General features: G+C 39.8%; 19 protein-coding genes. 18 read left to right on the forward strand and 1 reads right to left on the reverse strand.

The genetic code is table 11. The features are described from left to right. Positions 1–69: 69 nt before the first annotated feature. Positions 70–711, reverse strand: a complete 642-nt coding sequence (locus IGI58_RS14950) for a helix-turn-helix transcriptional regulator (RefSeq protein WP_087639764.1) — start codon at positions 709–711, stop codon at positions 70–72. 432 nt (positions 712–1143) lie between these two features. On the opposite strand from IGI58_RS14950, the gene ssnA reads away from it, so the two are divergent. From ssnA to IGI58_RS15040, 18 genes are all read left to right on the forward strand, one after another. Beyond that, positions 1144–2478, forward strand: coding sequence for a putative aminohydrolase SsnA (gene ssnA, locus IGI58_RS14955; RefSeq protein ID WP_429955278.1), 1335 nt, complete (start codon positions 1144–1146; stop codon positions 2476–2478). Between the two features lie 123 nt (positions 2479–2601). Then, a complete protein-coding gene (ygfK, locus tag IGI58_RS14960; protein WP_429952773.1) occupies positions 2602–5607 on the forward strand; it encodes a putative selenate reductase subunit YgfK in 3006 nt (1001 codons plus the stop codon). 51 nt (positions 5608–5658) lie between these two features. After that, a complete protein-coding gene (hydA, locus tag IGI58_RS14965) occupies positions 5659–7041 on the forward strand; it encodes a dihydropyrimidinase (RefSeq protein ID WP_429952771.1) in 1383 nt (460 codons plus the stop codon). Positions 7042–7094: 53 nt separating this feature from the next. Then, a complete protein-coding gene (gene dpaL / locus IGI58_RS14970; protein ID WP_429952770.1) occupies positions 7095–8288 on the forward strand; it encodes a diaminopropionate ammonia-lyase in 1194 nt (397 codons plus the stop codon). Positions 8289–8294: 6 nt separating this feature from the next. Continuing rightward, entirely contained in the window at positions 8295–9611 is a 1317-nt protein-coding gene (locus IGI58_RS14975; RefSeq protein ID WP_429952769.1) for a YgeY family selenium metabolism-linked hydrolase, read from the forward strand. Between the two features lie 120 nt (positions 9612–9731). Further along, positions 9732–10925 (forward strand): knotted carbamoyltransferase YgeW, encoded by a 1194-nt coding sequence (gene ygeW / locus IGI58_RS14980; RefSeq protein WP_087639770.1) that lies wholly within the window; start codon positions 9732–9734, stop codon positions 10923–10925. A gap of 298 nt (positions 10926–11223) precedes the next feature. Then, a complete protein-coding gene (arcC, locus tag IGI58_RS14985) occupies positions 11224–12162 on the forward strand; it encodes a carbamate kinase (protein WP_429952768.1) in 939 nt (312 codons plus the stop codon). Between the two features lie 39 nt (positions 12163–12201). Continuing rightward, the gene (locus IGI58_RS14990) at positions 12202–12582 is read left to right on the forward strand and encodes a RidA family protein (RefSeq protein ID WP_087639772.1); all 381 of its coding nucleotides are present in this window, start codon (positions 12202–12204) and stop codon (positions 12580–12582) included. Between the two features lie 97 nt (positions 12583–12679). Next, the gene (locus IGI58_RS14995) at positions 12680–13999 is read left to right on the forward strand and encodes a nucleobase:cation symporter-2 family protein (RefSeq protein ID WP_087639773.1); all 1320 of its coding nucleotides are present in this window, start codon (positions 12680–12682) and stop codon (positions 13997–13999) included. Between the two features lie 102 nt (positions 14000–14101). Then, the gene (locus IGI58_RS15000; protein WP_429952767.1) at positions 14102–14686 is read left to right on the forward strand and encodes a nucleoside-triphosphatase; all 585 of its coding nucleotides are present in this window, start codon (positions 14102–14104) and stop codon (positions 14684–14686) included. A gap of 64 nt (positions 14687–14750) precedes the next feature. After that, positions 14751–15125, forward strand: coding sequence for a winged helix-turn-helix domain-containing protein (locus tag IGI58_RS15005; RefSeq protein ID WP_429952766.1), 375 nt, complete (start codon positions 14751–14753; stop codon positions 15123–15125). Next, positions 15122–16132 carry an XdhC family protein gene (locus tag IGI58_RS15010; protein ID WP_429952765.1) on the forward strand — a complete coding sequence of 337 codons (1011 nt, stop codon included), beginning with the start codon at positions 15122–15124 and terminating at the stop codon, positions 16130–16132. The genes IGI58_RS15005 and IGI58_RS15010 overlap by 4 nt, the downstream gene beginning before the upstream one ends. Before the next feature lie 30 nt (positions 16133–16162). Further along, complete coding sequence (locus IGI58_RS15015) at positions 16163–17188, forward strand: FecCD family ABC transporter permease (RefSeq protein ID WP_429955276.1); 1026 nt, start codon at positions 16163–16165, stop codon at positions 17186–17188. A 16-nt stretch (positions 17189–17204) separates the two neighbouring features. Next, on the forward strand, positions 17205–17984 hold the full coding sequence (locus IGI58_RS15020) for an ABC transporter ATP-binding protein (RefSeq protein ID WP_429952764.1): 780 nt from the start codon (positions 17205–17207) through the stop codon (positions 17982–17984). 14 nt (positions 17985–17998) lie between these two features. Then, complete coding sequence (locus IGI58_RS15025) at positions 17999–18733, forward strand: Rossmann-like domain-containing protein (RefSeq protein WP_429952763.1); 735 nt, start codon at positions 17999–18001, stop codon at positions 18731–18733. Between the two features lie 5 nt (positions 18734–18738). Next, a complete protein-coding gene (locus IGI58_RS15030; protein ID WP_429952762.1) occupies positions 18739–19833 on the forward strand; it encodes an ABC transporter substrate-binding protein in 1095 nt (364 codons plus the stop codon). A gap of 22 nt (positions 19834–19855) precedes the next feature. After that, positions 19856–21016, forward strand: a complete 1161-nt coding sequence (locus IGI58_RS15035) for a double-cubane-cluster-containing anaerobic reductase (protein ID WP_429952761.1) — start codon at positions 19856–19858, stop codon at positions 21014–21016. A gap of 4 nt (positions 21017–21020) precedes the next feature. Continuing rightward, entirely contained in the window at positions 21021–21773 is a 753-nt protein-coding gene (locus IGI58_RS15040) for an acyl-CoA dehydratase activase (RefSeq protein ID WP_429952760.1), read from the forward strand. The last annotated feature ends 88 nt before the right edge of the window (positions 21774–21861 follow it).

Genomic DNA, 21861 nt, shown 5'->3' on the forward strand with positions numbered 1-21861 from the left:
TACACTAACGTATAAAAAAAGTGACTGGTCGTTCCTTTAAAAAAGGAATCTACCAGCCACCAGATTTGATTATTTCGCATCGATATAGCTATATAACGTGTATTTGGAAATATTAAAGAAATTAGCGACTTTATCTCCAGACTTTGTGACTAAAAATGCGCCCTTATTATTCAAAAATTGAATACACTTTACTTTGTCATCTTTGGTCATAAGCGGAACAGGTTTGCCCACTAATTTAACAGATTCTTCGATCAGGTCATCTAAAAGTTCGTTGATGTCTTGAGGAATATAATCTGGCTCTTTGTTGCTGTCTTCTTGTTCATCAATTGAAATCAAAGATTTTAAGGTAGATTCAGCCGCGATCAAAGAGGTGATATCATAATTGATCGCAAAAATTCCGTCTAAGCTTCCGGATTTATCTTTAAAATAAATGGTACTTGATTTTAAGATTCGTCCGTCGTGAGTTCTTGTTAGGTAATTGATGTGGTCAACTAAATCAGCTGGATCTTTTTTCAATGCCTCAAGAACGACTTGAGAAGGACCATCTCCAAGCTGACGGGAAGAAACATGACCGTTTTCAATGGATACAATCGTATTGTTTACATTGTCTTCATTGATTTTGTGGATCACTATTTCACAGTTTTCGCCAAACTGACCTGCCAAGGCTTTGGCAACTTGCGTAAGAAAAATTAACTTTTCATCTGAAAGCATGAGGTTCTCCTTTCTAATGTGTATAAAATAATAAAACTCGATAAGTAAGATAGTTCTTTGATTTATAAGCCCTAGATACGAAAATCAAGAACGAATATATGTACTCCAATAAACAAAGGAAAGTCTTTTATCAGTTTCTGTTTGTAATAATATCATGCGCCAATTTATAATACAAGACAATGGTCACGATGCACTAAAAAATATTTTTTAGGTAGCATTGTTTTTTTTTAGGTTAAGTGGTATAATTTACTCGAGTTAGAGGAAATAGTTTGCTGAAAGCAATGATGCGAACGCTTTCATCTGTTTTTAGAATAACAGAAAAAAATCGAACAGCCAACTATTTATACTTTCGTGAATAGTTGAACTAGTTATTTTGTAAGCGATTACTTATTTGTGGAAAATTAAAAAATTGAACTTATAGGAGGAGCAATGATGTTATTAGTTGGAAATGGACGGTTGATTGCCAGAGATGCACAAGGAACTTTTTATGACGATGGATGTGTAGCACTTGAGGGAACGACGATCAAAAAAGTAGGCTCAACAGCTGATCTGCGTAAAGAATTTCCAGAGGCTGAATTCATAGATGCCAAAGGCGGTGTGATCATGCCGGGATTTATCAATATGCATAATCATATCTACAGCACATTTGCCAGAGGCTTGAGCATCAACGGGTATCATCCAAAGAATTTTATGGACATATTAGAAGGACAATGGTGGCGGATCGATCGTACGTTGAATTTAGATGACTCTTATCATAGTGCAAAAATTGCCTATCTGGACAGTATCAAAAATGGGGTCACAACGGTTTTCGATCATCATGCAAGCTATGGCGCGATTGAAGGAAGCTTAACACAACTATCAAACGCAGCAGATGAATTAGGTGTTCGAACTTGTTTATGCTATGAAGTTTCTGATCGAGATGGGGAAGAGAAGATGAAGGCAGCAGTAAAAGAGAATGCTGATTTTATCAAAGCGAGTGCTGCCAGAAATGATGATATGCAAAAAGCAATGATGGGCATGCATGCAGCGTTCACTTTATCAGATAAATCGTTAGAACACTGTGCTGCCAATACTCCAGAAGGCGTGGGCTATCATATCCATATCGCAGAAGATATTGCAGATGTTTATGATTCATTGAAAAAACATGGGAAACCAATCATCAATCGTCTCTTCGATCTTGGCATTTTAGGCAAACAAACGATGGCAGGTCACTGTATTCATATCGGTCCTCATGAAATGGAGATTTTACGAGACACAAACACTATGGTCGTGACGAATCCAGAGTCAAATATGGGCAATGCAGTTGGGTGTCCGCCAGCAATGCGGATGTTTAATGACTATGGTATTTTAATGGGGCTTGGAACAGATGGCTATACGAATGATGTCACTGAATCCTATAAAGTAGGCAATATCATCCATAAGCATCATTTGGCAGATCCTAATGCTGCCTGGGCAGAAATTCCTGAAATGCTTTTCAATAATAATCCTAAAATGGCGAATCGCTACTTTGAAAAGAAACTAGGGGTTTTAGAAACAGGCGCAGTAGCAGACGTGATCGTTTTAGATTATAAAGGCCCGACACCGATGACAAAAGATAATTACAATTCTCATATTCTTTTTGGAATGAATGGCGGAGCTGTAACAGATACGATCATCAATGGCGAGATTCGTATGAGAAATCGTGAAGTTCAAGGGGTTGACGAAGCAAAAATTTGGCATGATGCACAAGCGCAAGCACAAAGCCTTTGGAACAGAATCAACGGTTGATCGTTAATAATGAATTAGCGTAGAAACTCTTTTCAGGTTGAACACTGAGACAATTAGCTAAATGAGGGCCCTTTGTTCAAGCTGATCTTAACAAAGCAGAAAACTAAAAAAGGAGTGACACACATGAGTGACATCATGCATCCGATCTCGGTCGATGGGTTATTGAACTGGATTTTAAACGAATATAAAAATGAATCAACTATTTTCGGCGTACGAAAGTTTTACAAAGCAGACCCAACTAAAACAATTCCGCTTTTTGGTGAAAAAATGGAGACACCGTGTGGTCCTGCTGCTGGACCGCATACGCAATTATCACAAAACATCATTGCTTCTTATTTAACTGGTTCACGTTTTTTTGAAGTGAAAACAGTACAGATCATCGATGGAGAGGATTTGCCTGTTAGTAAACCTTGTATTACTGCGGCTGATGAGTGTTATAACGTCGAATGGTCGACAGAATTAAAAGTACCGCAAGCGTATGATGAATATGTCAAAGCATGGTTTATTTTAAAACTGTTGAGTAAAGAATTGGGATTGGGCGATCCGGACGGGTTTATCTTTAACATGAGTGTTGGATATGACTTAGCAGGAATTCAGTCTCCGAAAATTGATAAATATATTACCGATATGCAAGATGCACAAGGCACACCGATTTGGGCAGAGTGTATTGAAGCTGCGTATAAGTATTTGCCGCAGTTCAAGCATATTGATAAAGCATATATTGACAGCATCAGTCCAAACGTGTGTCGTTCCATCACATTATCAACATTGCACGGTTGTCCATCAGATGAGATCGAGCGAATCACGACCTATTTATTGGAAACGAAAGGTCTTAATTCATTCATCAAATGTAATCCAACGATGCTTGGTTATGAATACACACGTCAAACAATGGACGATTTAGGTTTTGATTATATGGTGTTTGATGATCATCATTTCCTAGAAGATCTGCAATTTGAAGATGCAGTGCCGATGCTGCAACGACTGCAAAAATTAGCAGACAGCAAAGGATTGAACTTTGGTGTGAAAATCACGAATACATTTCCTGTGGGGATCGCAGAAGATGAGCTTCCAGGAGATGAAATGTACATGTCCGGGCGGTCATTATTCCCATTAAGTATTTCTCTTGCCAAAAAATTATCAGATGCCTTTGATGGCAAACTGCAAATTTCATACTCTGGCGGAGCAGATATTTTTAACATCAAAGACATTTTTGATGCTGGGATTTGGCCGATCACGATGGCAACGACATTATTAAAGCCGGGCGGTTATCAACGAATGAATCAGGTGGCCAATTTATTGGGTGATTCGGATTATCCAACGGATGTGCAAGTAAACTTGGAAAAATTAGGGCGAATCGTTGAGAAAGCAAAAACGCAAAGTCGCTATAAAAAATCGATTAAATTACCAGAAAGTCCTAAGCTTCGGACAACTGTTCCGTTGACAAACTGTTATACAGCTCCATGTCGAAGTGATGGCGGCTGTCCAATCAATCAGGATATTCCGGCTTACCTCCGTTATGTGAGCGAAGGCAACTATTTAGAAGCACTGAAAGTGATCGTTGATAAGAATCCGTTACCATTCATCACTGGAACGATTTGTGCTCATCCATGTATGACGAAATGTACACGTCAATTCTATGAAGGCTCGATCAAGATCCGTGAAGCAAAACTGGAAGCTGCTGAGCATGCTTATGATGAATTAATGGCTTCGATGACGAAACCGGTTCGTAAAGAAAATGCTGTTAAAACGGCAGTTGTCGGTGGGGGACCTGCTGGAATTTCGGCTGGCTTCTTACTTGCTCGTGAAGGAATGCCGGTAACAGTTTTTGAAAAAGCTGATATGATCGGCGGTGTTTGTAGTCAGATCGTTCCAGAATTCAGAATTTCAATGAAATCTGTTCAAAATGATGTTGAAATGGCGAAATTCATGGGCGCAGAATTTAAAACAGGACAAGCGGCACCAAGTTTAGAAGAATTGAGAGCACAAGGCTACACGAATGTCATTTATGCGATCGGTGCCTGGAAACATGGCAAATTGAGACTTGAATCTGGAGAGGCAATAAACTCACTTGAATTCTTAAAAGCAAATAGAGAAAACACTCAAGTCAATCCATACGGTGAACAAATCGTCGTTGTCGGCGGAGGAAATACAGCGATGGACTGCGCAAGAGCAGCCACTACGCTGCCAGGCGTGAAAAAAGTTTCTGTCGTTTATCGTCGTGACAAACGAAATATGCCGGCGGATGAAGAAGAATTGTACTTTGCTTTGGAAGATGGCGTAGAATTTTTAGAGTTATTATCACCAGTTAAATTAGAGAACGGTATACTGACTTGTGAAAAAATGCGTTTAGGTGAACGTGATGCTTCGGGGCGTCGTAGACCAGTCGGTACAGGTGAATTCACAGAGGTTCCAGCAGATACAGTGATTGCGGCAGTTGGTGAAAAAGTCGATACTGATTTTTACCAATCGATCGGTATTACAACTGATCAGTATGGAAAGGTTGTTTCAAATCAAGAAACACTTGAAACAAATTTAAAAGATGTTTACGTGATCGGTGATGCGAATTTAGGTCCGGCAACGATCGTCGAAGCAATTGCAGATGCGACAAAAGCTGCCAGCAATATTTGCCAAATCCATAATGAACATTATGAGCAAACAAATTTGAACAGCGATGTTGCTTCAGTTCGCAATAAACGCGGCATTCTTGAACCAAATGAAGCATTGTGCGGCCAAGCTTCAAATTGCTTGGAATGTTCAACGATTTGTGAATCTTGTATGGATGTTTGTCCAAACCGCGCCAATATCGTTGTAACAGTGAAAGGGCAACCGCAAATCGTCCATGTAGATCGGATGTGTAATGAATGTGGTAACTGTGAAACCTTCTGTCCCTACGCAAGTGCACCATACAAGGACAAATTCACATTGTTTAATACCGAAGCTGATTTCAACGATAGTACAAACTCCGGATTCTATGTGATCGATCCGAGAGAAAAAGCTTGCTTGGTTCGTTTATGGGGCAATGTTTCAACTATTCGTTTGGATCAGGCTGGCCTTGATATTCCGGAAGACTTAATTGAATTGATGGATACGATGATCGAAAGCTATGATTATTGTATGCAAATGTAAAAAGACATGAGTTGCCCAAAAAACAACTTCTGAATCGATGGAGGTTAAAATATGTCTATTCTATTGAAAGGCGGAGTTGTAGTCTCCGCAAACGATCGTCGCCAGCTGGATGTCAGGCTGGACGGTGAAACGATCATTGAAATGGGAACAAATTTAGCAATAGGTGAGTCCGAGGTAGAAGATGTCACAGGATGTTTTTTACTACCGGGATTTATCGATGCGCATACGCATTTAGAATTGAATAATGGAAAAGGTTCGATGGGGACAGCTGATAATTTTTACACAGGCAGTAAAGCCGCTGTTGCCAAGGGAACAACGACCGTTATCGATATGGCCACACCAAGCAAAGGCAGTTCGTTGAAAGACTGCTTGGCTGCTTGGGATCATTTAGCTGAAGGAAATAGTTCATGTGATTATACGTATCACATGTCGATCATTGAATGGAATCCTGAAATCAAAGCAGAGATCAAAGAGATGATCGATGCTGGAATCACTTCTTTCAAGATGTATATGGCTTACGATAATCTACGAACAAAGGATGCTGAAATTTTTGAAGCAATGCAGGAAATTCGAACGTTTGGCGGCATGCTTGGTATCCATTGTGAAAATGGCGACATGGTCAATGAAATGATTGCTAAATTTGTAGCAGAAGGAAAAGTAAGTCCTCATTATCATCCGCTAACGAGACCAGATTCTGTTGAAGCAGAGGCGGTAGAGCGTTATCTAATGATTGCTGATCTAGCAGATTTGCCAGTGAATATTGTGCATCTTAGCACAAAACGTTCTCTGGAAGCTGTTCGCCGGGCCCGTGAAAGAGGGCAAAAAGTGTATGTTGAAACTTGTCCGCAATACCTAGTTTTGGACGAACATCTGTATGATGGTCCGGATTTTGAGGGAGCTAAATACGTTTGCTCACCGCCGTTACGTTCGATAGAAGATCAAGCGGCTTTATGGACAGGTGTTATTGAAGGGACAGTCGATACGATCTCTACCGATCATTGCAGCTTTAATTTCGAAGGACAAAAAACGATCGGAAGAACTGATTTCAGTAAAATTCCAAATGGGATGCCTGGTGTAGAAACAAGGCCGGAACTGATTTATACCCATGGCGTAGCAGCAAATAAAATCACCCTAGAACGTATGGTGGGACTTCTTTCGGAAGACATTGCCAAGCAGTTTGCATTGTATCCGCAAAAAGGTGTGATCCAACGAGGCAGTGATGCAGATATCGTTGTTTGGGATCCAGAAAAATCAGGTGTGATTTCTGCGGCGACACAGCTGCAAAATGTGGATTATACCCCTTATGACGGTTTTGAAACAGAAGGAGCTGCTCGTTCTGTCTATCTTAGAGGGCAAAAAGTTGCTGAAGAGGGGCAGATGTTCAAAGAGAAAAAAGGTCGATTTGTTTTTAGAACGATCGGTCAAAATAAGTAATGGAATCAATCAACCCATGTTGATTTAAATAATAAATACGGAGGGGAACATTTTTGGAAAAAATAAAATGGACGGCAAATGAAATGCCTAAAACAGACGATCAGTATTTATCACTGATGTCGAAGGATTCGATTGAAAAAGCGTTGGCTTTTCATCAGAGTTTTCCGCAATATAGCCAAACGCCATTGGCTGAAGTAAAAAATATGGCTGAATATTTAGGATTAAAAGACTTCTTTGTTAAAGATGAATCCTATCGCTTCGGATTGAATGCCTTTAAAGTACTTGGCGGTTCATTTGCGATGGCAAATTACATTGCAGAAAAATTAGGGAAAGATGTATCTGATCTGACCTACGATGTTTTAACCTCTGATAAGCTGCGTGATGAATTCGGTCAAGCAACATTCTTTACAGCAACTGATGGAAATCACGGGCGTGGTGTTGCCTGGGCGGCAAATAAATTAGGGCAAAAATCAGTTGTGCTAATGCCGAAAGGTTCAACACAAACACGGAAGGAAAACATTGAAAAAGAAGGCGCCAAAGTCACGATCGAAGAAGTGAATTATGATGAGTGCGTTCGGATGGCTAATAAAATGGCTGAAGAAACTGAAAACGGTGTCATGGTCCAAGATACTGCGTGGGACGGCTATGAGAAAATCCCGACCTGGATCATGCAAGGCTATGGAACAATGGCTTTAGAAGCATCTAAACAATTAGAAGAAGTAGGAAATAAGCGTCCAACACACGTATTCGTTCAGGCAGGTGTGGGAAGCTTGGCTGGGGCAGTCGTTGGGTATTTCGCCAATTTGTATCCGGATAATCCTCCGACCATGGTCGTTGTTGAAGCACAAGCTGCAGATTGTTTATATAAATCGGCGATCGAAAAAGACGGCAAGATTCGTTTTGTTGAAGGAGACTTACAAACGATCATGGCAGGGCTTGCCTGCGGTGAACCAAATACGATTTCATTCGATATTTTGGAAAATCACACGTCTGTTTTTGTTTCAGCACCAGATTGGGTTTCAGAAAAAGGAATGAGAATGCTCGGAGCGCCATTAAAAGGTGATCCGCAAGTGATTTCAGGAGAATCAGGAGCTGTAGCAATGGGCTTAGTAGCAACTGCTATGAAAGATCCCGAGTACAAAGAATTACGTGATGTCTTGAAACTGGATGAAAATTCTACCGTCTTGATGTTTTCAACAGAAGGCGATACAGATCCAGATAATTATAAAAAAATCTTATGGGGGTAATGGTAAATGGATTTCAAAGCAATTAACGCAGCAGCAGAAGGTTACAGAGCAGACATGATCAAGTTCTTACGTGATCTTGTAAAGATTCCGGGAGAAAGTGCTGAAGAAGGCGCAAAAATGGATTGTGCGAAAGCAGAAATGGAAAAACTAGGATTTGATAAAGTCGAAGTTGATCCTCAAGGAAACTTATTAGGATATATGGGAACTGGTAAAAAGCTAATTGCTTTTGACGGACATATGGATACAGTTGGAATCGGTGAAATGAGCAACTGGGAATTTGATCCATATGACGGATACGAAACAGATACAGAAATCGGTGGTCGTGGGACTTCTGACCAAGAGGGCGGGATCGTTTCTGCTATCTACGGTGCAAAAATCATGAAAGACTTAGGTCTATTATCTGAAAAATATACAGCATTAGTTACAGTGACTGTGCAAGAAGAAGACTGCGATGGCTTATGTTGGCAATATATCATCAAAGAAGACAACATTCGTCCAGAATTTGTTGTGTCAACTGAACCGACGGATGGCGGAATTTACCGTGGGCAACGTGGACGTATGGAAATCAAAGTTGAAGTTAAAGGTGTTTCATGTCATGGCTCTGCACCCGAACGTGGAGACAATGCGATTTATAAAATGGCAGATATTTTACAAGATGTGCGTGCATTGAATAATAATGGCGACACAGAAAGTACAGCGATCAGAGGTTTAGTTCGCATGCTTGATCCAAAATACAATCCAGAATGGAAAGAAGCTCGTTTCTTAGGTCGAGGAACCGTTACAGCTTCGCAAATTTTCCACTCTTCTCCAAGCCGTTGTGCAGTTGCTGATGGTTGTACTGTTTCATTAGACCGCCGTATGACTGCAGGCGAAACATGGGAAAGCTGTCTAGAAGAGATTCGTCAATTACCGGCAGTTAAAAAATATGGTGATGATGTTGTTGTATCAATGTATGACTATGATCGTCCATCTTACACAGGCTTGTCTTACCCGATCGAATGTTACTTCCCAACATGGGTGATCCCAGAAGACCATGGTGTAACGAAAGCATTGATGGAAACACACAGAAATCTTTACGGTGAAGAACGTGAAGGCTCAAAAGAAACTATTGAAATGCGTAAAGCTCGTCCGCTTCTTGATAAATGGACCTTCTCAACCAATGGTGTATCGATCATGGGCCGTAACGGCATTCCATGTATTGGATTCGGACCTGGTGCCGAAGCACAAGCACATGCGCCAAATGAAAAAACATGGAAAGACGATTTGGTTCGTTGTGCAGCAGTTTATGCTGCATTGCCAAGTGTTTATTGCGAAAACAACTAAGTTATCTCGCAAGAAAGTGAGTCTCAAAAAAAATAATAGGAATCATCGAATGATCGTCCTGATGAGTAAAGGACATCAGGGCGGTCCTTTCGCTATTACTAATCAAAAGGGAGAAATAACATGGAAACTTTTAACGAATATATTGCAAAATTGGACAAATTAGAATTTGATAAAATGTATGAAAATGACTTTTTCTTAACTTGGGAAAAAACACGTGATGAACTAGAAGCGGTCTTTACAGTAGCTGATACGCTACGTTATTTACGTGAAAACAATATCTCTACGAAAATTTTCGATAGCGGATTAGGAATTTCCTTATTCCGTGACAACTCAACGAGAACTCGTTTTAGTTTTGCATCTGCTTGTAACCTTTTAGGATTAGAAGTTCAAGATTTAGATGAAGGAAAAAGTCAAATTTCTCATGGTGAAACAGTTCGTGAAACAGCAAACATGATTTCATTTATGGCAGATATCATTGGGATTCGGGATGATATGTATATCGGTAAAGGAAATGCCTATATGCATGAGGTATCTGAATCTGTTCAAGAAGGACATAAGGATGGCGTATTAGAACAACGTCCGACATTAGTCAATTTACAATGTGATATCGATCATCCGACACAAGCGATGGCAGATGCACTTCATTTGATTCACGAATTTGGCGGCGTTGAAAACCTTAAAGGCAAGAAAATCGCTATGACTTGGGCTTATTCTCCATCTTACGGCAAACCATTATCAGTTCCTCAAGGAATCGTTGGTTTGATGACACGTTTAGGGATGGACGTTGTTTTAGCTCATCCAGAGGGCTATGAGATCATGCCGGAAGTAGAAGAAGTGGCGAAGAAAAATGCTGCTGAATCAGGCGGTTCATTTACGAAAACAAATAGCATGGCAGAAGCGTTCAAAGATGCTGATGTTGTTTATCCTAAGAGCTGGGCACCATTTGCAGCGATGGAAAAACGCACACAATTATACGGTGAAGGCGATCAAGCTGGGATCGATGCGCTAGAAAAAGAATTATTAGCAGATAATTCCAACCATAAAGATTGGGAATGTACGGAAGAATTGATGAAAACGACAAAAGACGGCAAAGCATTATATATGCACTGCTTGCCTGCTGATATCACTGGTGTTAGCTGTGAAGAAGGAGAAGTAGCTGCCTCTGTCTTTGATCGTTACCGTGTTCCTCTATACAAAGAAGCTAGTTACAAACCATATATCATTGCGGCAATGATCTTCTTAAGTAAAGTGAAGAGCCCGCAACAAACATTGAAAGAGCTTGAACAAAAAGCGACACCGAGAGAAGTAAAATAAACGGTGTAAAGATCATTGGCATGAAGTGAGATGCTTTTTCTATCAATGATGATAGTTATTAGTAAAATAATTTGCTCTCTTTTAGAAATACCATTGAAATGATAATAAGACCTTTCCAAGTCCATTTATATTGGCTATCGGTTAAGAAAAAGTTGTTTTGAGACGAATCTGCTGTCCACAGGTTCTGACCACTTCATGCACAATTCAGATTTTTCTTAACACTCATTGACAGGATTTATTGAAGAGAAAGCATCTTACTTTTTTACTAAAATATCGAAACGATAAGGTGGATGATTGAATGGTAAAACGAGTAGTCGTTGCCCTTGGCGGAAATGCCTTAGGGGATAATTTAACAGAACAAATGACCGCAGTCAAAGAAACATCAAAAGCAATCGCGGATTTGATCGAAGCAGGATATGAAGTGATTTTATCACATGGGAATGGTCCTCAAGTTGGGATGATCCAATTAGCGATGGAAGAACTTTCCTTAAGCAATCCTGAAAAATATCCAACAGTTCCATTATCGGTCTGCGTAGCCATGAGTCAAAGCTATATTGGGTATGATTTACAAAATGCTCTTCGGGAAGAATTGCTAAACCGTGATGTCACACAGCCTGTAGCAACGGTGATCACTCAAGTCGGTGTAGATCCAAATGATCCAGCTTTTGAGCGTCCAGCAAAACCGATCGGACGTTTTATGTCTAAAGAAGAAGCCGATCAATTAGTGAAAGAGAAACACGTAACAGTCGTTGAAGATTCAGGTAGAGGCTATCGCCAAGTCGTTGCTTCACCAAAACCAAAAGAAATCATTGAAGTTGAAACGATCACATCATTGATCAAGTCTGGCCAAACAGTGATTGCTTGTGGCGGCGGTGGAATTCCAGTCGTTAAGGAAGGCAATCATTTGAGCGGTGTTCCAGCAGTGATCGATAAAGACTTTTGTAGTGAATTACTAGCAGAATTGGTAGATGCTGATTTATTGATCATTTTGACAGCTGTTGAAAAAGTATGTGTCGATTTTGGTAAACCAACACAAAAAGAATTAACGAATGTTACGATCGATGAAATGAAGCAACATGCCAAAGATGGTCAGTTTGCGCCTGGATCGATGTTGCCGAAAGTTGAAGCAGCGATTCAATTTGCAGAATCAAAACCAGGACGTAAAACGTTGATCACTCTTTTAGAAAAAGCGAAAGATGGGATTCTTGGTAAGACAGGAACAACCATTCAACAATAAAGAAACTAACGAATTCAAATAGGAATAGGAGTGAAGTAGATGACAAATAAAATGATCAATTCAGCAAATGCACCAGCAGCAGTAGGACCGTATTCACATTCTGTATTCGCAGGACAGACACAATACATTTCCGGACAATTAGGACTTGATCCTGTAAGTGGTGAAATGAAGGAAACAGTTGAACAACAGGCAGAACAAGCACTAACGAATCTAGGAGCTATTCTTAAAGAAGCAGGTATGACCTATGACCATGTGGTAAAAACAACGGTCTTTTTAAAGAATATGTCAGATTTTGCTAAAATAAATGATATTTATGGAAAATACTTCTCAAACACTCTTCCTGCTCGTTCGTGTGTAGAAGTATGTGAGTTACCAAAAAACGGACTTTTTGAAGTAGAAGCAATCGCAGTCAAAAATTGATTTTTGAAAGACTTTCGTAAAGAAAAGGGTTGCGGATTTTTGAGACTCGTTAAGTGCAGTCCTTTTTAAAATAAAAAGAGAAGAAGGAAACTTGCCTATGAGTGAAAAGGAAGAAAAGGCATTGTTCGAATACGATGCCAAGTTATCGATCAAAGAAGCTGTTCCGATGGGCTTACAACACGTCGTAGCAGCAGTCGTCGGGATCGTTACACCAGGGATCATGATTGCCAAAGTTTGTAATCTAGATTCCGGTGATACAACGATCATGATTCAGACATCGCTGATTTTTTCAGCAATCGCTACGTTGATCCAGCTATTTCCGATTTTTGGGAAGGTTGGTTCTAGACTGCCTGTGATGATGGGAGCGAGTTTTGCTTATGTACCGATTCTAATGGCTATTGGGGGAGATTTCGGTATTGCCGCAATATTTGGGTCACAGTTAGTCGGCAGTATCTTGGTTATTTTAGTTGGTTTATCGATTAAAAAAATTCGGATATTGTTTCCTCCGCTAGTTACTGGTACAGTTATATTGAGTATTGGATTATCTCTATTTCCAGTAGCGATCAAGTATATGGCCGGTGGTGCCGGCAGTCCTGATTTTGGTTCTGCTCAAAACTGGCTGGTTGCGTTACTGACGTTTGCAGTAGTCTTTTATTTTAATTATTTTTCTAAAGGTTTTCTAAAATTATCGTCCATTTTAAATGGAATGATCATTGGTTATATCGTATCGTTAGTTTTAGGGATGGTCGATTTTGGCCCTGTACAAGAAGCATCAGTGTTTCAGGTGATCACACCGCTTTATTTTGGGCTTGATTTTCAACTCGTTCCAATTTTGACTTTAGTGGTCATGTTTATTGTCGATGCCGTGCAGGCGATCGGTCAGTTTACAGCTACAACTGTTGGTGCAATGGATCGCGAGCCAACGGATAAAGAGCTTTCCGGTGGAATTATGGGAAGCGGTTTCTCAAACTTTATCGGCAGTTTTTTCGGTTCAGTTCCAGTCGCTACTTTTGGTCAAAATGTTGGGTTAGTAACTGTAACAAGAGTGATCAATAAATATGTGATGGTTTTTGCTTCTGTCATTCTGTTGGTCGCAGGATTTGTTCCAAAAGTCGCTTCGATCTTGACAACGATTCCTTATGCTGTGATCGGCGGGGCAACGATTTCTGTTTTCGCTTCGATCTCAATGACGGGTATTCGGATGATTTCCTCTCAAGAATTAACACCAAGAAATACAGGTGTCGTTGGAATTGCCTTAGCTTTTGGAATAGGTGTGACATTATCTGTTGGTAGCTTGAGCGGATTTCCGCCTTGGGTGACAACGATTTTTGGCAATTCAGAAGTTATTTTAACAACGATCGTTGCAGTGCTCTTAAATGTGCTTTTGAAAGAAGAAAAAGAAGTAGCGCTTGAGTAACTGTAAGGATTTTCTCCTTAAAGGTAATAAATGGATTGAGGCGAAAAGTTGATTTTTGCCTCAATACCAATTGGAATAATGGGCATATAAAGGGAGGAAAGAATGAGACATTTTTTTCTACAGGGGGATAAATTTATCGGGAAATCGACGATGCTGCAAAAAATATTACAAGAAATGGCGATTCCAGTCGGCGGGTTCTATGTCGAGCGAAGGTGGGATGCACTGGGAAACATTACTGGTTTTGAACTAAGGGCAGCAATGGACTTATCTACGTCTGTAAAAGCTTCTCAAAGCAATGAGGATCATTATTTTATTTATACTGAAGATGGAAAACGTTATCATAATCTAGCGGTTTTTGAAGAATTTGGCTGTGAATTGCTTCGTAAAGCGAGACGATCAGAGCAAGTAATACTTTTAGATGAAATCGGTGGAATAGAGCTCTTGTCAGACAAATTCACTAAAGAGCTGCTGACAACGATTCGACGATCAAAAAAAATTCTAGGGGTATTTAAGTCTGAAAAAAATTATCAAAACCAAAAGCAGCATACATTAGAGAAACTTGAAATCAGTCATCAACGAGAATTATTAAAACAAGAAATTATTAAAGCTAATGGAAAAATCATGTCATTGACGCAAGAGAATCAAGACTTGCTAGAAGATAAGCTACGTCTTTTTTTGAAAGAGTAATTTTTTTTGGTAGCCGTTATCTTTCTTGAGGATAACGAAAATGATCAAAAAAGGAGGGGACGATATGGAGGAAAAAGAAAAATTCAATTACACACTGAATTTGAAGTTGCGTATGAATCGGATATTTTTTGGCCCAGGTGTTGTCGAGTTGCTCCAAAGGATCTCTCAAACCGGCTCTTTGAATACCGCAGCCAAACAGATGAAAATGTCATACAACAAAGCGTGGCGAATGATTCAAAAAGCGGAAGAGGAATTAGGCTATCCATTGGTGCATAAAAGTGTCGGAGGAAATAATGGCGGAGGGTCTGTAGTAACAAGAGAAGGAAAACGCTTGACTGCTAAATTTTTACTTTTTCAAAAAAAGACCTATCATATCACGAATCAATACTTTAATGAAATATTCAGTGAGGATTTAGAAAAGTTGGAGGAAAAAGCATGAAGGAGATTTTTGACCGATTGTCTCAGGCAATCAAGAATAAAAATGATACTGTTTTAGTTTCAGTCATTGCAAGTTCTGGTTCAACACCGCGAGGAGAAGGGGCACGAATGCTGGTCGATAAAAACGGGCGGGTTGCAGGAACGATCGGCGGTGGTGCTGTTGAATTCCGTTCGGAACAGCTGGCAAAGGAAGTGCTGGAAACAAAAGCAGCAAAAATTGAGACGTTTATTTTAGCGCCGAACGATGTTGCAGACTTAGGCATGGTTTGCGGCGGCAATGTAGAAGTACTTTTTCAATTTATTGATTGCCAGGAACCAAGTGTTAGTGTCATTTGTCAGAAGTTTAACCAGCACTACCAAGAGAATCGACCGTGTTGGCTGATTTCTGAATTAGGTGAACAACCGTCGAATCATTTAACTTTTTATAGTCGTGAAACTGGATTTTATAATGAGGAATCGAAAGAACTTCAGAAGCTTATGTTTAAACAAGGAATGACGATTGTTTCTGATTCAGACAAGCGATTTTTAGTCGAATCTCTTATAAACACTGGGAAAGTATATATATTCGGCGGTGGACATGTTGCACAAGCGTTGGTTCCTGTACTGAAAACAGTAGACTTCTACTGTGTTGTACTGGATGATCGTCCCGAATTATTAACAAAAGAATATTTCCCGGAGGCAGACCAATGTGTTGTACTCGATCTAAAAAATATCATGGATAAAGTCGAGATCACCGAAGAAGATTATGTTGTTGTTATGACAAGAGGGCATCAATTCGATTTTGAAGTGTCGAAGCAAGTTTTGAAGACAAACGCATACTATATCGGTGTGATGGGAAGTAAGCATAAAATAGCAATACAGATCAAACGGTTGAAAGAATGTGGATTCGAGACTGAGGAGATCGATCGGATCAATATGCCGATCGGCTTAAAAATAAAAACAGAAACACCGGCAGAGCTTGCAATAAGTGTTGCTGGAGAGTTGATCATCAAGCGGGCAGAAAAATAAAAGCCTCTTTTGGGAGTGGACACAGTGGAGATGCGACAATCATTATCTAGGCACAAAAAAATCATACTTTTGGGAACGATCCTTCTCTTTTTTGTTGTACTGATCGTCTCCTTTTTACTGGGAAAATATCCGATCACGCTGACTGATTTTTTGCGCGCAGTGATCAATAAGATAATTCCGCTGGAGCAGACTTGGAGTACTCAAGTGGAAACCATTTTATTTAAGATTCGTTTTCCTAGAATTATTATGGCGGCAGTGATCGGCAGTGGCATTTCAGTTGCTGGTGCGACCTATCAGGCTTTGTTCCAAAATCCAATGATATCACAAGACATTTTGGGTGCTTCACAAGGAGCAGCCTTTGGTGCTGCAGTCGGATTGTTCTTTTCATTGACCTATGAACAAGTGATTTCGTTATCGTTTTTCTTTGGCTTACTGGCTGTCGCAGTGGTGTTGCTATTGAACCGTTGGCTAAAAAGTAAGTCTGTGTTGAACATGGTTTTGATTGGGATGATGATCGGTTCGTTGTTTTCGTCTGCTGTTTCTTTTTTAAAACTGGTCGGTGATCCAACCAACACACTTCCTGCAATCACTTATTGGCTGATGGGCAGTCTATCTGCAATCAAAATACAGGATCTTCATTTTGCTGTGCCGCTTATTTTAGTTGGTATGATACCGATTTTTCTACTGCGCTGGCGTTTGAATGTCCTTTCTTTAGGGGAGGAAGAGGCCTTGAGCCTAGGTGTTAACAGTAGACAATTACGAATTGTTTTGATTACAGCGGCAACACTGATCACAGCGGCTGCAGTTTCTGTTAGCGGTTTGATTGGCTGGGTCGGTTTGATCGTTCCTCATTTTTCACGTCTGCTTATAGGGAACGATCATCGCTATAGCATTCCTGTGAGTGCTATTTTAGGCGGCACATTTTTGTTGTTTGTTGATGATTTTTCTCGCTTGCTCTCGACAAGTGAAATTCCGATCGGGATACTGACTTCGTTTATTGGTGCACCGATTTTTCTTATTCTGATTGCTAAAAGTAGTCGTGCTGTTAACGCTTGATTTTGGAGGGATCGATATGCTGCAAGTGATAGATCTAAATTTTTCGTATAGAAAATCAAAAATATTAACGAACATCTCTTTTGAGTTGGACTGCGGACGATCCGTTTGTTTACTAGGAAAGAACGGGGTTGGGAAAAGTACATTGTTTAAATGCTTACTGAACATAGTAAAACCAACCTCGGGAGTGATCAAGATAGAAGGAAAAGAGCTTCAGCATTTCTCAAGAAGTCAACTTTCCAAATGCATATCTTATATTCCTCAGACCCAAAATGGACAAACAGGATTTACCGTTTTCGAAATGGTCTTGTTGGGGACGACCTCTCGTTTGAACCATTTTCAGCAACCTGGAAAAATGGAATATGATTTGGCAGAAGCTGCATTAGTTGATTTGAACATTGCACACTTAAAGCAGAAATTGTTTTCTGAAATCAGCGGAGGCGAACAACAATTAGTGATCATTGCCCGTTCAGTTGCTCAACAGAGTAAAATCATCATCATGGATGAACCGTGTGCAAATTTGGATTATGGCAATCAGATCATGGTGCTGGAGATGATTCGAACCCTTAGTAAAAAAGGCTATTTGATTATTCAGGCCACTCATGACCCTAATCATGTATTGCAGTATGGGGATCAGGTATTGATTTTACAAGAAGGAAAGTTGCTTGTTCAAGGAGCACCAAAAGAGGTATTGACGAGCCAACGATTGGAGGAAATTTATCAGGTGCCAGTCATTGTGAGAGAGCTGGAAATGGAGCAGCAACGAATTTGTTTGCCTAAAAAGAGAACGATCAACTAGAAAGAGAGAGAACCATGTGGAAACTATATGATGAATTGATTGAAGCCATTCCTTCTGGAATCAAGATTTCTGATCTAGCGCAAACTGAACGCTGGACATTTGCGGTCAATGATCAAACGATTGGAACGGCGATGAAGTTTTCCAAAAAATACCAGGATCTTGAATACTATCAGCAGATGGAGTTACAAGAAGTTGCAGCACTTGTTAAGTCCTGGGATTTTGAAAAGGCCAGTTTTGGATTAGCGGCAATCAATAGCTTTTTTAATGATAATAAACAAGTGAAAAAGCAGTTTCAGACAGAGAAAATCTACCATAAAGATGCTTTTGATCGATTGATCGAAAACCCCAATCAGCAAAAAATCGGTATGATCGGCCATTTTCCATTTGTCGATCGTTATCCAGAACTTAGCAAAAATATCAGCATCTTTGAATTAGAGCCTAGAATTGGTGATTATCCAGCTAGTGCATGTGAATTCTTACTTCCTAAGATGACGACTGTTTACATCACCGCTTCAACGATCATCAATAAAACATTGCCTAGACTATTGGAGTTATCAGAACACGCACAAACCATTTTAGTTGGTTCCAGCTGTCCTTTGAGTAACAGCTTGTTCAACCATGGTATAGACATACTGGCAGGAACTATTTATGAAAATACTCTGACTGAATTACAAGCGAAAAAATCATCTGAGCGATTACCACTCAGTAAATACGGTCATGCCGTCATGATCGAAAAAAGAAAGGCGTAGAAAGAATGAAAAAGAAAACAATTCAGCTAGTTGTCCTTATGCTACTCTCGGTAGTAATAACAGGGTGTGCAGGCAAGAATGATCAAACAAATGACAGTAAAAGCAGTAGTTCACAGTCAGAAAAGATGACCCGAATATTTACTGATTCTGCCGGAAGAGACGTGGAAATACCAAATACTATCGAAAAAATCGCTCCTTCTGGTCCATTAGCACAACTTGTTTTATATACAAGTTCACCAGATTTGTTAGTTGGATTGGCGAGTCCATTTTCAACTGAATCAAAGGAATTTATTGATCAAAAATACCAGTCCTTACCTGAGTTTGGTCAATTTTACGGTAAGAATGCCAGTCTGAATATGGAAGCCCTTAGTGCGGCAGAACCAGATGTTGTGATCGATATCGGTGAAGCTAAAAAAACGGTCAAAGAAGATATGGATAAATTACAGGATCAGTTAGACATTCCTACGATATTTATTGAGGCAAATCTGAGCAATCTACCTGAAGCCTATCAAAAAATCGGTGAGTTGCTCGGCAACACAGAAGAAACAGATCAGTTAAGTGCATATTGTGAAAAAGTATTGGCCCAAGCGAAGGAAGTCAAAGGAAGCTTGAAAGCTGCAGATCAAAAAAGTGTTTATTACGCTTCTGGAAATGCTGGTTTAAATACAAATGCTGAAGGTTCTTTTCATGCTCAGGTCATTGATGAGGTAGGCGCTAAAAATGCTGCAGTCGGTGTGGATATTGTTTCTAAAGGTGCTGGAAGTGTTGTCTCGATGGAACAATTGATCCAATGGCAGCCAGATTATATTCTTGCAGATTCAAAAGATGTTTACAAGCAGATCACCACAGAGGAGTCTTGGAAAGAATTGACTGCTGTCAAAGAAAATAGAGTGTACCAAATTCCGACAGCGCCATATAATTTCTTAGGTTCGCCACCGTCAGTCAATCGAATCATCGGGATCCAATGGCTAGGTCAATTGATTTATCCAGAGCAATATCAGCTTGATATCAAGCAAGCTGTCGCAGAGTTTTATGAACTATTTTATCATGTAAAACCGACAAATGATCAGATCTCAGCAGTCTTAGAAAACGCTCAATAGCATCTATGTAAGGAGGAAAAAAATGCAGATCAAAACAGAACTCCCAGAAATTTTTACTGAATTTGACGAAGCACGTCGTCAAGGATTCATTCAAGTCAAAGAATTAAAAGAACAAGGAATTCCTGTGATCGGTGTCTACTGTACATTTATGCCGGAAGAAATAGTCTTAGCAGCAAATGCCGTTCAAATCAGCTTATGTTCTACTTCAGATGAAACCATCGCAGCAGCAGAGGAAGATCTACCAAGAAATCTCTGCCCGTTGATCAAATCAAGTTACGGTTTTGGGAAAACAGATAAATGTCCTTTCTTTTACTTTTCTGACTTAGTTGTGGGTGAAACGACATGTGATGGCAAGAAAAAAATGTATGAATATATGGAAGAATTTAAACCGCTATATTTGATGCAATTACCAAATATGCGTAATTCAGCTGCTTCTTTCAATTTATGGAAAGATGAAATCGTTCGTTTCAAAGAAAAGCTGGAGGAATTTCTTGATGTAGAAATTACGGAGGAACAAATCCGTCAGGCGATCCGTTTAAAAAACAGAGAACGTGAAGCACGCAAAAATTTTTACGGTCTAGGAAAATTAAATCCGCCAGCAATCGAAGGATCAGAAATTTTCAAGGTGATGTACGGAGCAAATTATACATTTGAAAAAGAGGGCTTGATCGAAAAACTGACAACAACAACGAATACTATTCAAGATCAGTATCCTGAAAAACACCAGCCACAAGGAAAGCCGCGCATTTTGATCACAGGCTCTCCCATGGGCGGAGTAACTGAAAAAGTTATCCGTGCAGTCGAGGAGAACGGTGGAACGATCGTAGGATTTGAAAATTGTACAGTAGCTAAAGCGGTGGAAAAATTAGTCGATGAAGAAAAAGAAGATGTCTATGAAGCGTTAGCTGAAAAGTATATCGATATTGGCTGTGCCTGTATGTCGAATAATACAAGTCGTTTTGATTTGCTGGATCGAATGATTGATGAATATCAAGTTGACGGCGTGCTGGATATGGTATTGCAGTCATGTCATCCCTATTCGATTGAATCATTGAAAGTTCGCCGTTTTTGCCAAGAAGAAAAGAATGTTCCATATCTTTATTTGGAAACGGACTATTCGACAGCAGATATCGAGCAAATCAATACACGTGTTGCCGCATTCATTGAAATGCTGGAGGAGTAGAGCGATGCGAGTGATTGGTCTAGATAGTGGCTCTACAACTACTAAAGGCGTTCTTTTTGAACATGGTAAACTTCAAAAAAAGAAACTCGTATCAACATCTGGTGACCCCAAAGTAGCTAGTGAAAAAATTTTTACGGAATTAGGTAATACACCAGAAACGTTTATTGTTACAACAGGTTATGGACGGAAATTGATCCAGGCAGACAAAATTGTAACAGAGATCACTTGTCATGCAAAAGGAGCCGCTTATTTGAGAGACGGCATCAAAAATGTGATCGATATTGGCGGTCAGGACAGCAAAGCGATTCGAATGGATCAGTTTGGCAGAGTGCTGGATTTTAGTATGAATGATAAATGTGCGGCTGGCACTGGACGTTTTGTAGAAGTGCTGATGAGAACGTTAGGTGAAAAAATTGAGCAGATCGATCCATTTGTCGCGCATGCAGTACCAGTAAAAATCAACAGCATGTGTACTGTCTTCGCAGAATCTGAAGTGATCAGTTTGATCGGAAAAGGTGAAAAAAGAGAGAATATTGCTTTAGGTGTTCTTCATTCGATCGCCAGCCGAATCAGCAATCAATTAAGGCAAGTAAATCCAGAAACAGGACCGATCTTTTTTTCCGGGGGCTTATCTCATAGTCAAACGATGGCAAAACTGATTGGACAGTATACGAAGATGGCGGTCTATTACGATCAGGAGCTTTCTCAATATGCTGGTGCGATCGGCGCTGCACAGATTGTTTTGCAGCAGAATTAAATAAAATTATTTTTTTGCTAAAAAATAATTTTTAGCTTAACAATTTGTGTTATAATCATAGTGATAAAAAGCTATATTATAATAGAAA

This window comes from Enterococcus sp. AZ020 (assembly GCF_050499205.1).
GTDB classification, from domain to species: domain Bacteria; phylum Bacillota; class Bacilli; order Lactobacillales; family Enterococcaceae; genus Enterococcus_L; species Enterococcus_L dunnyi.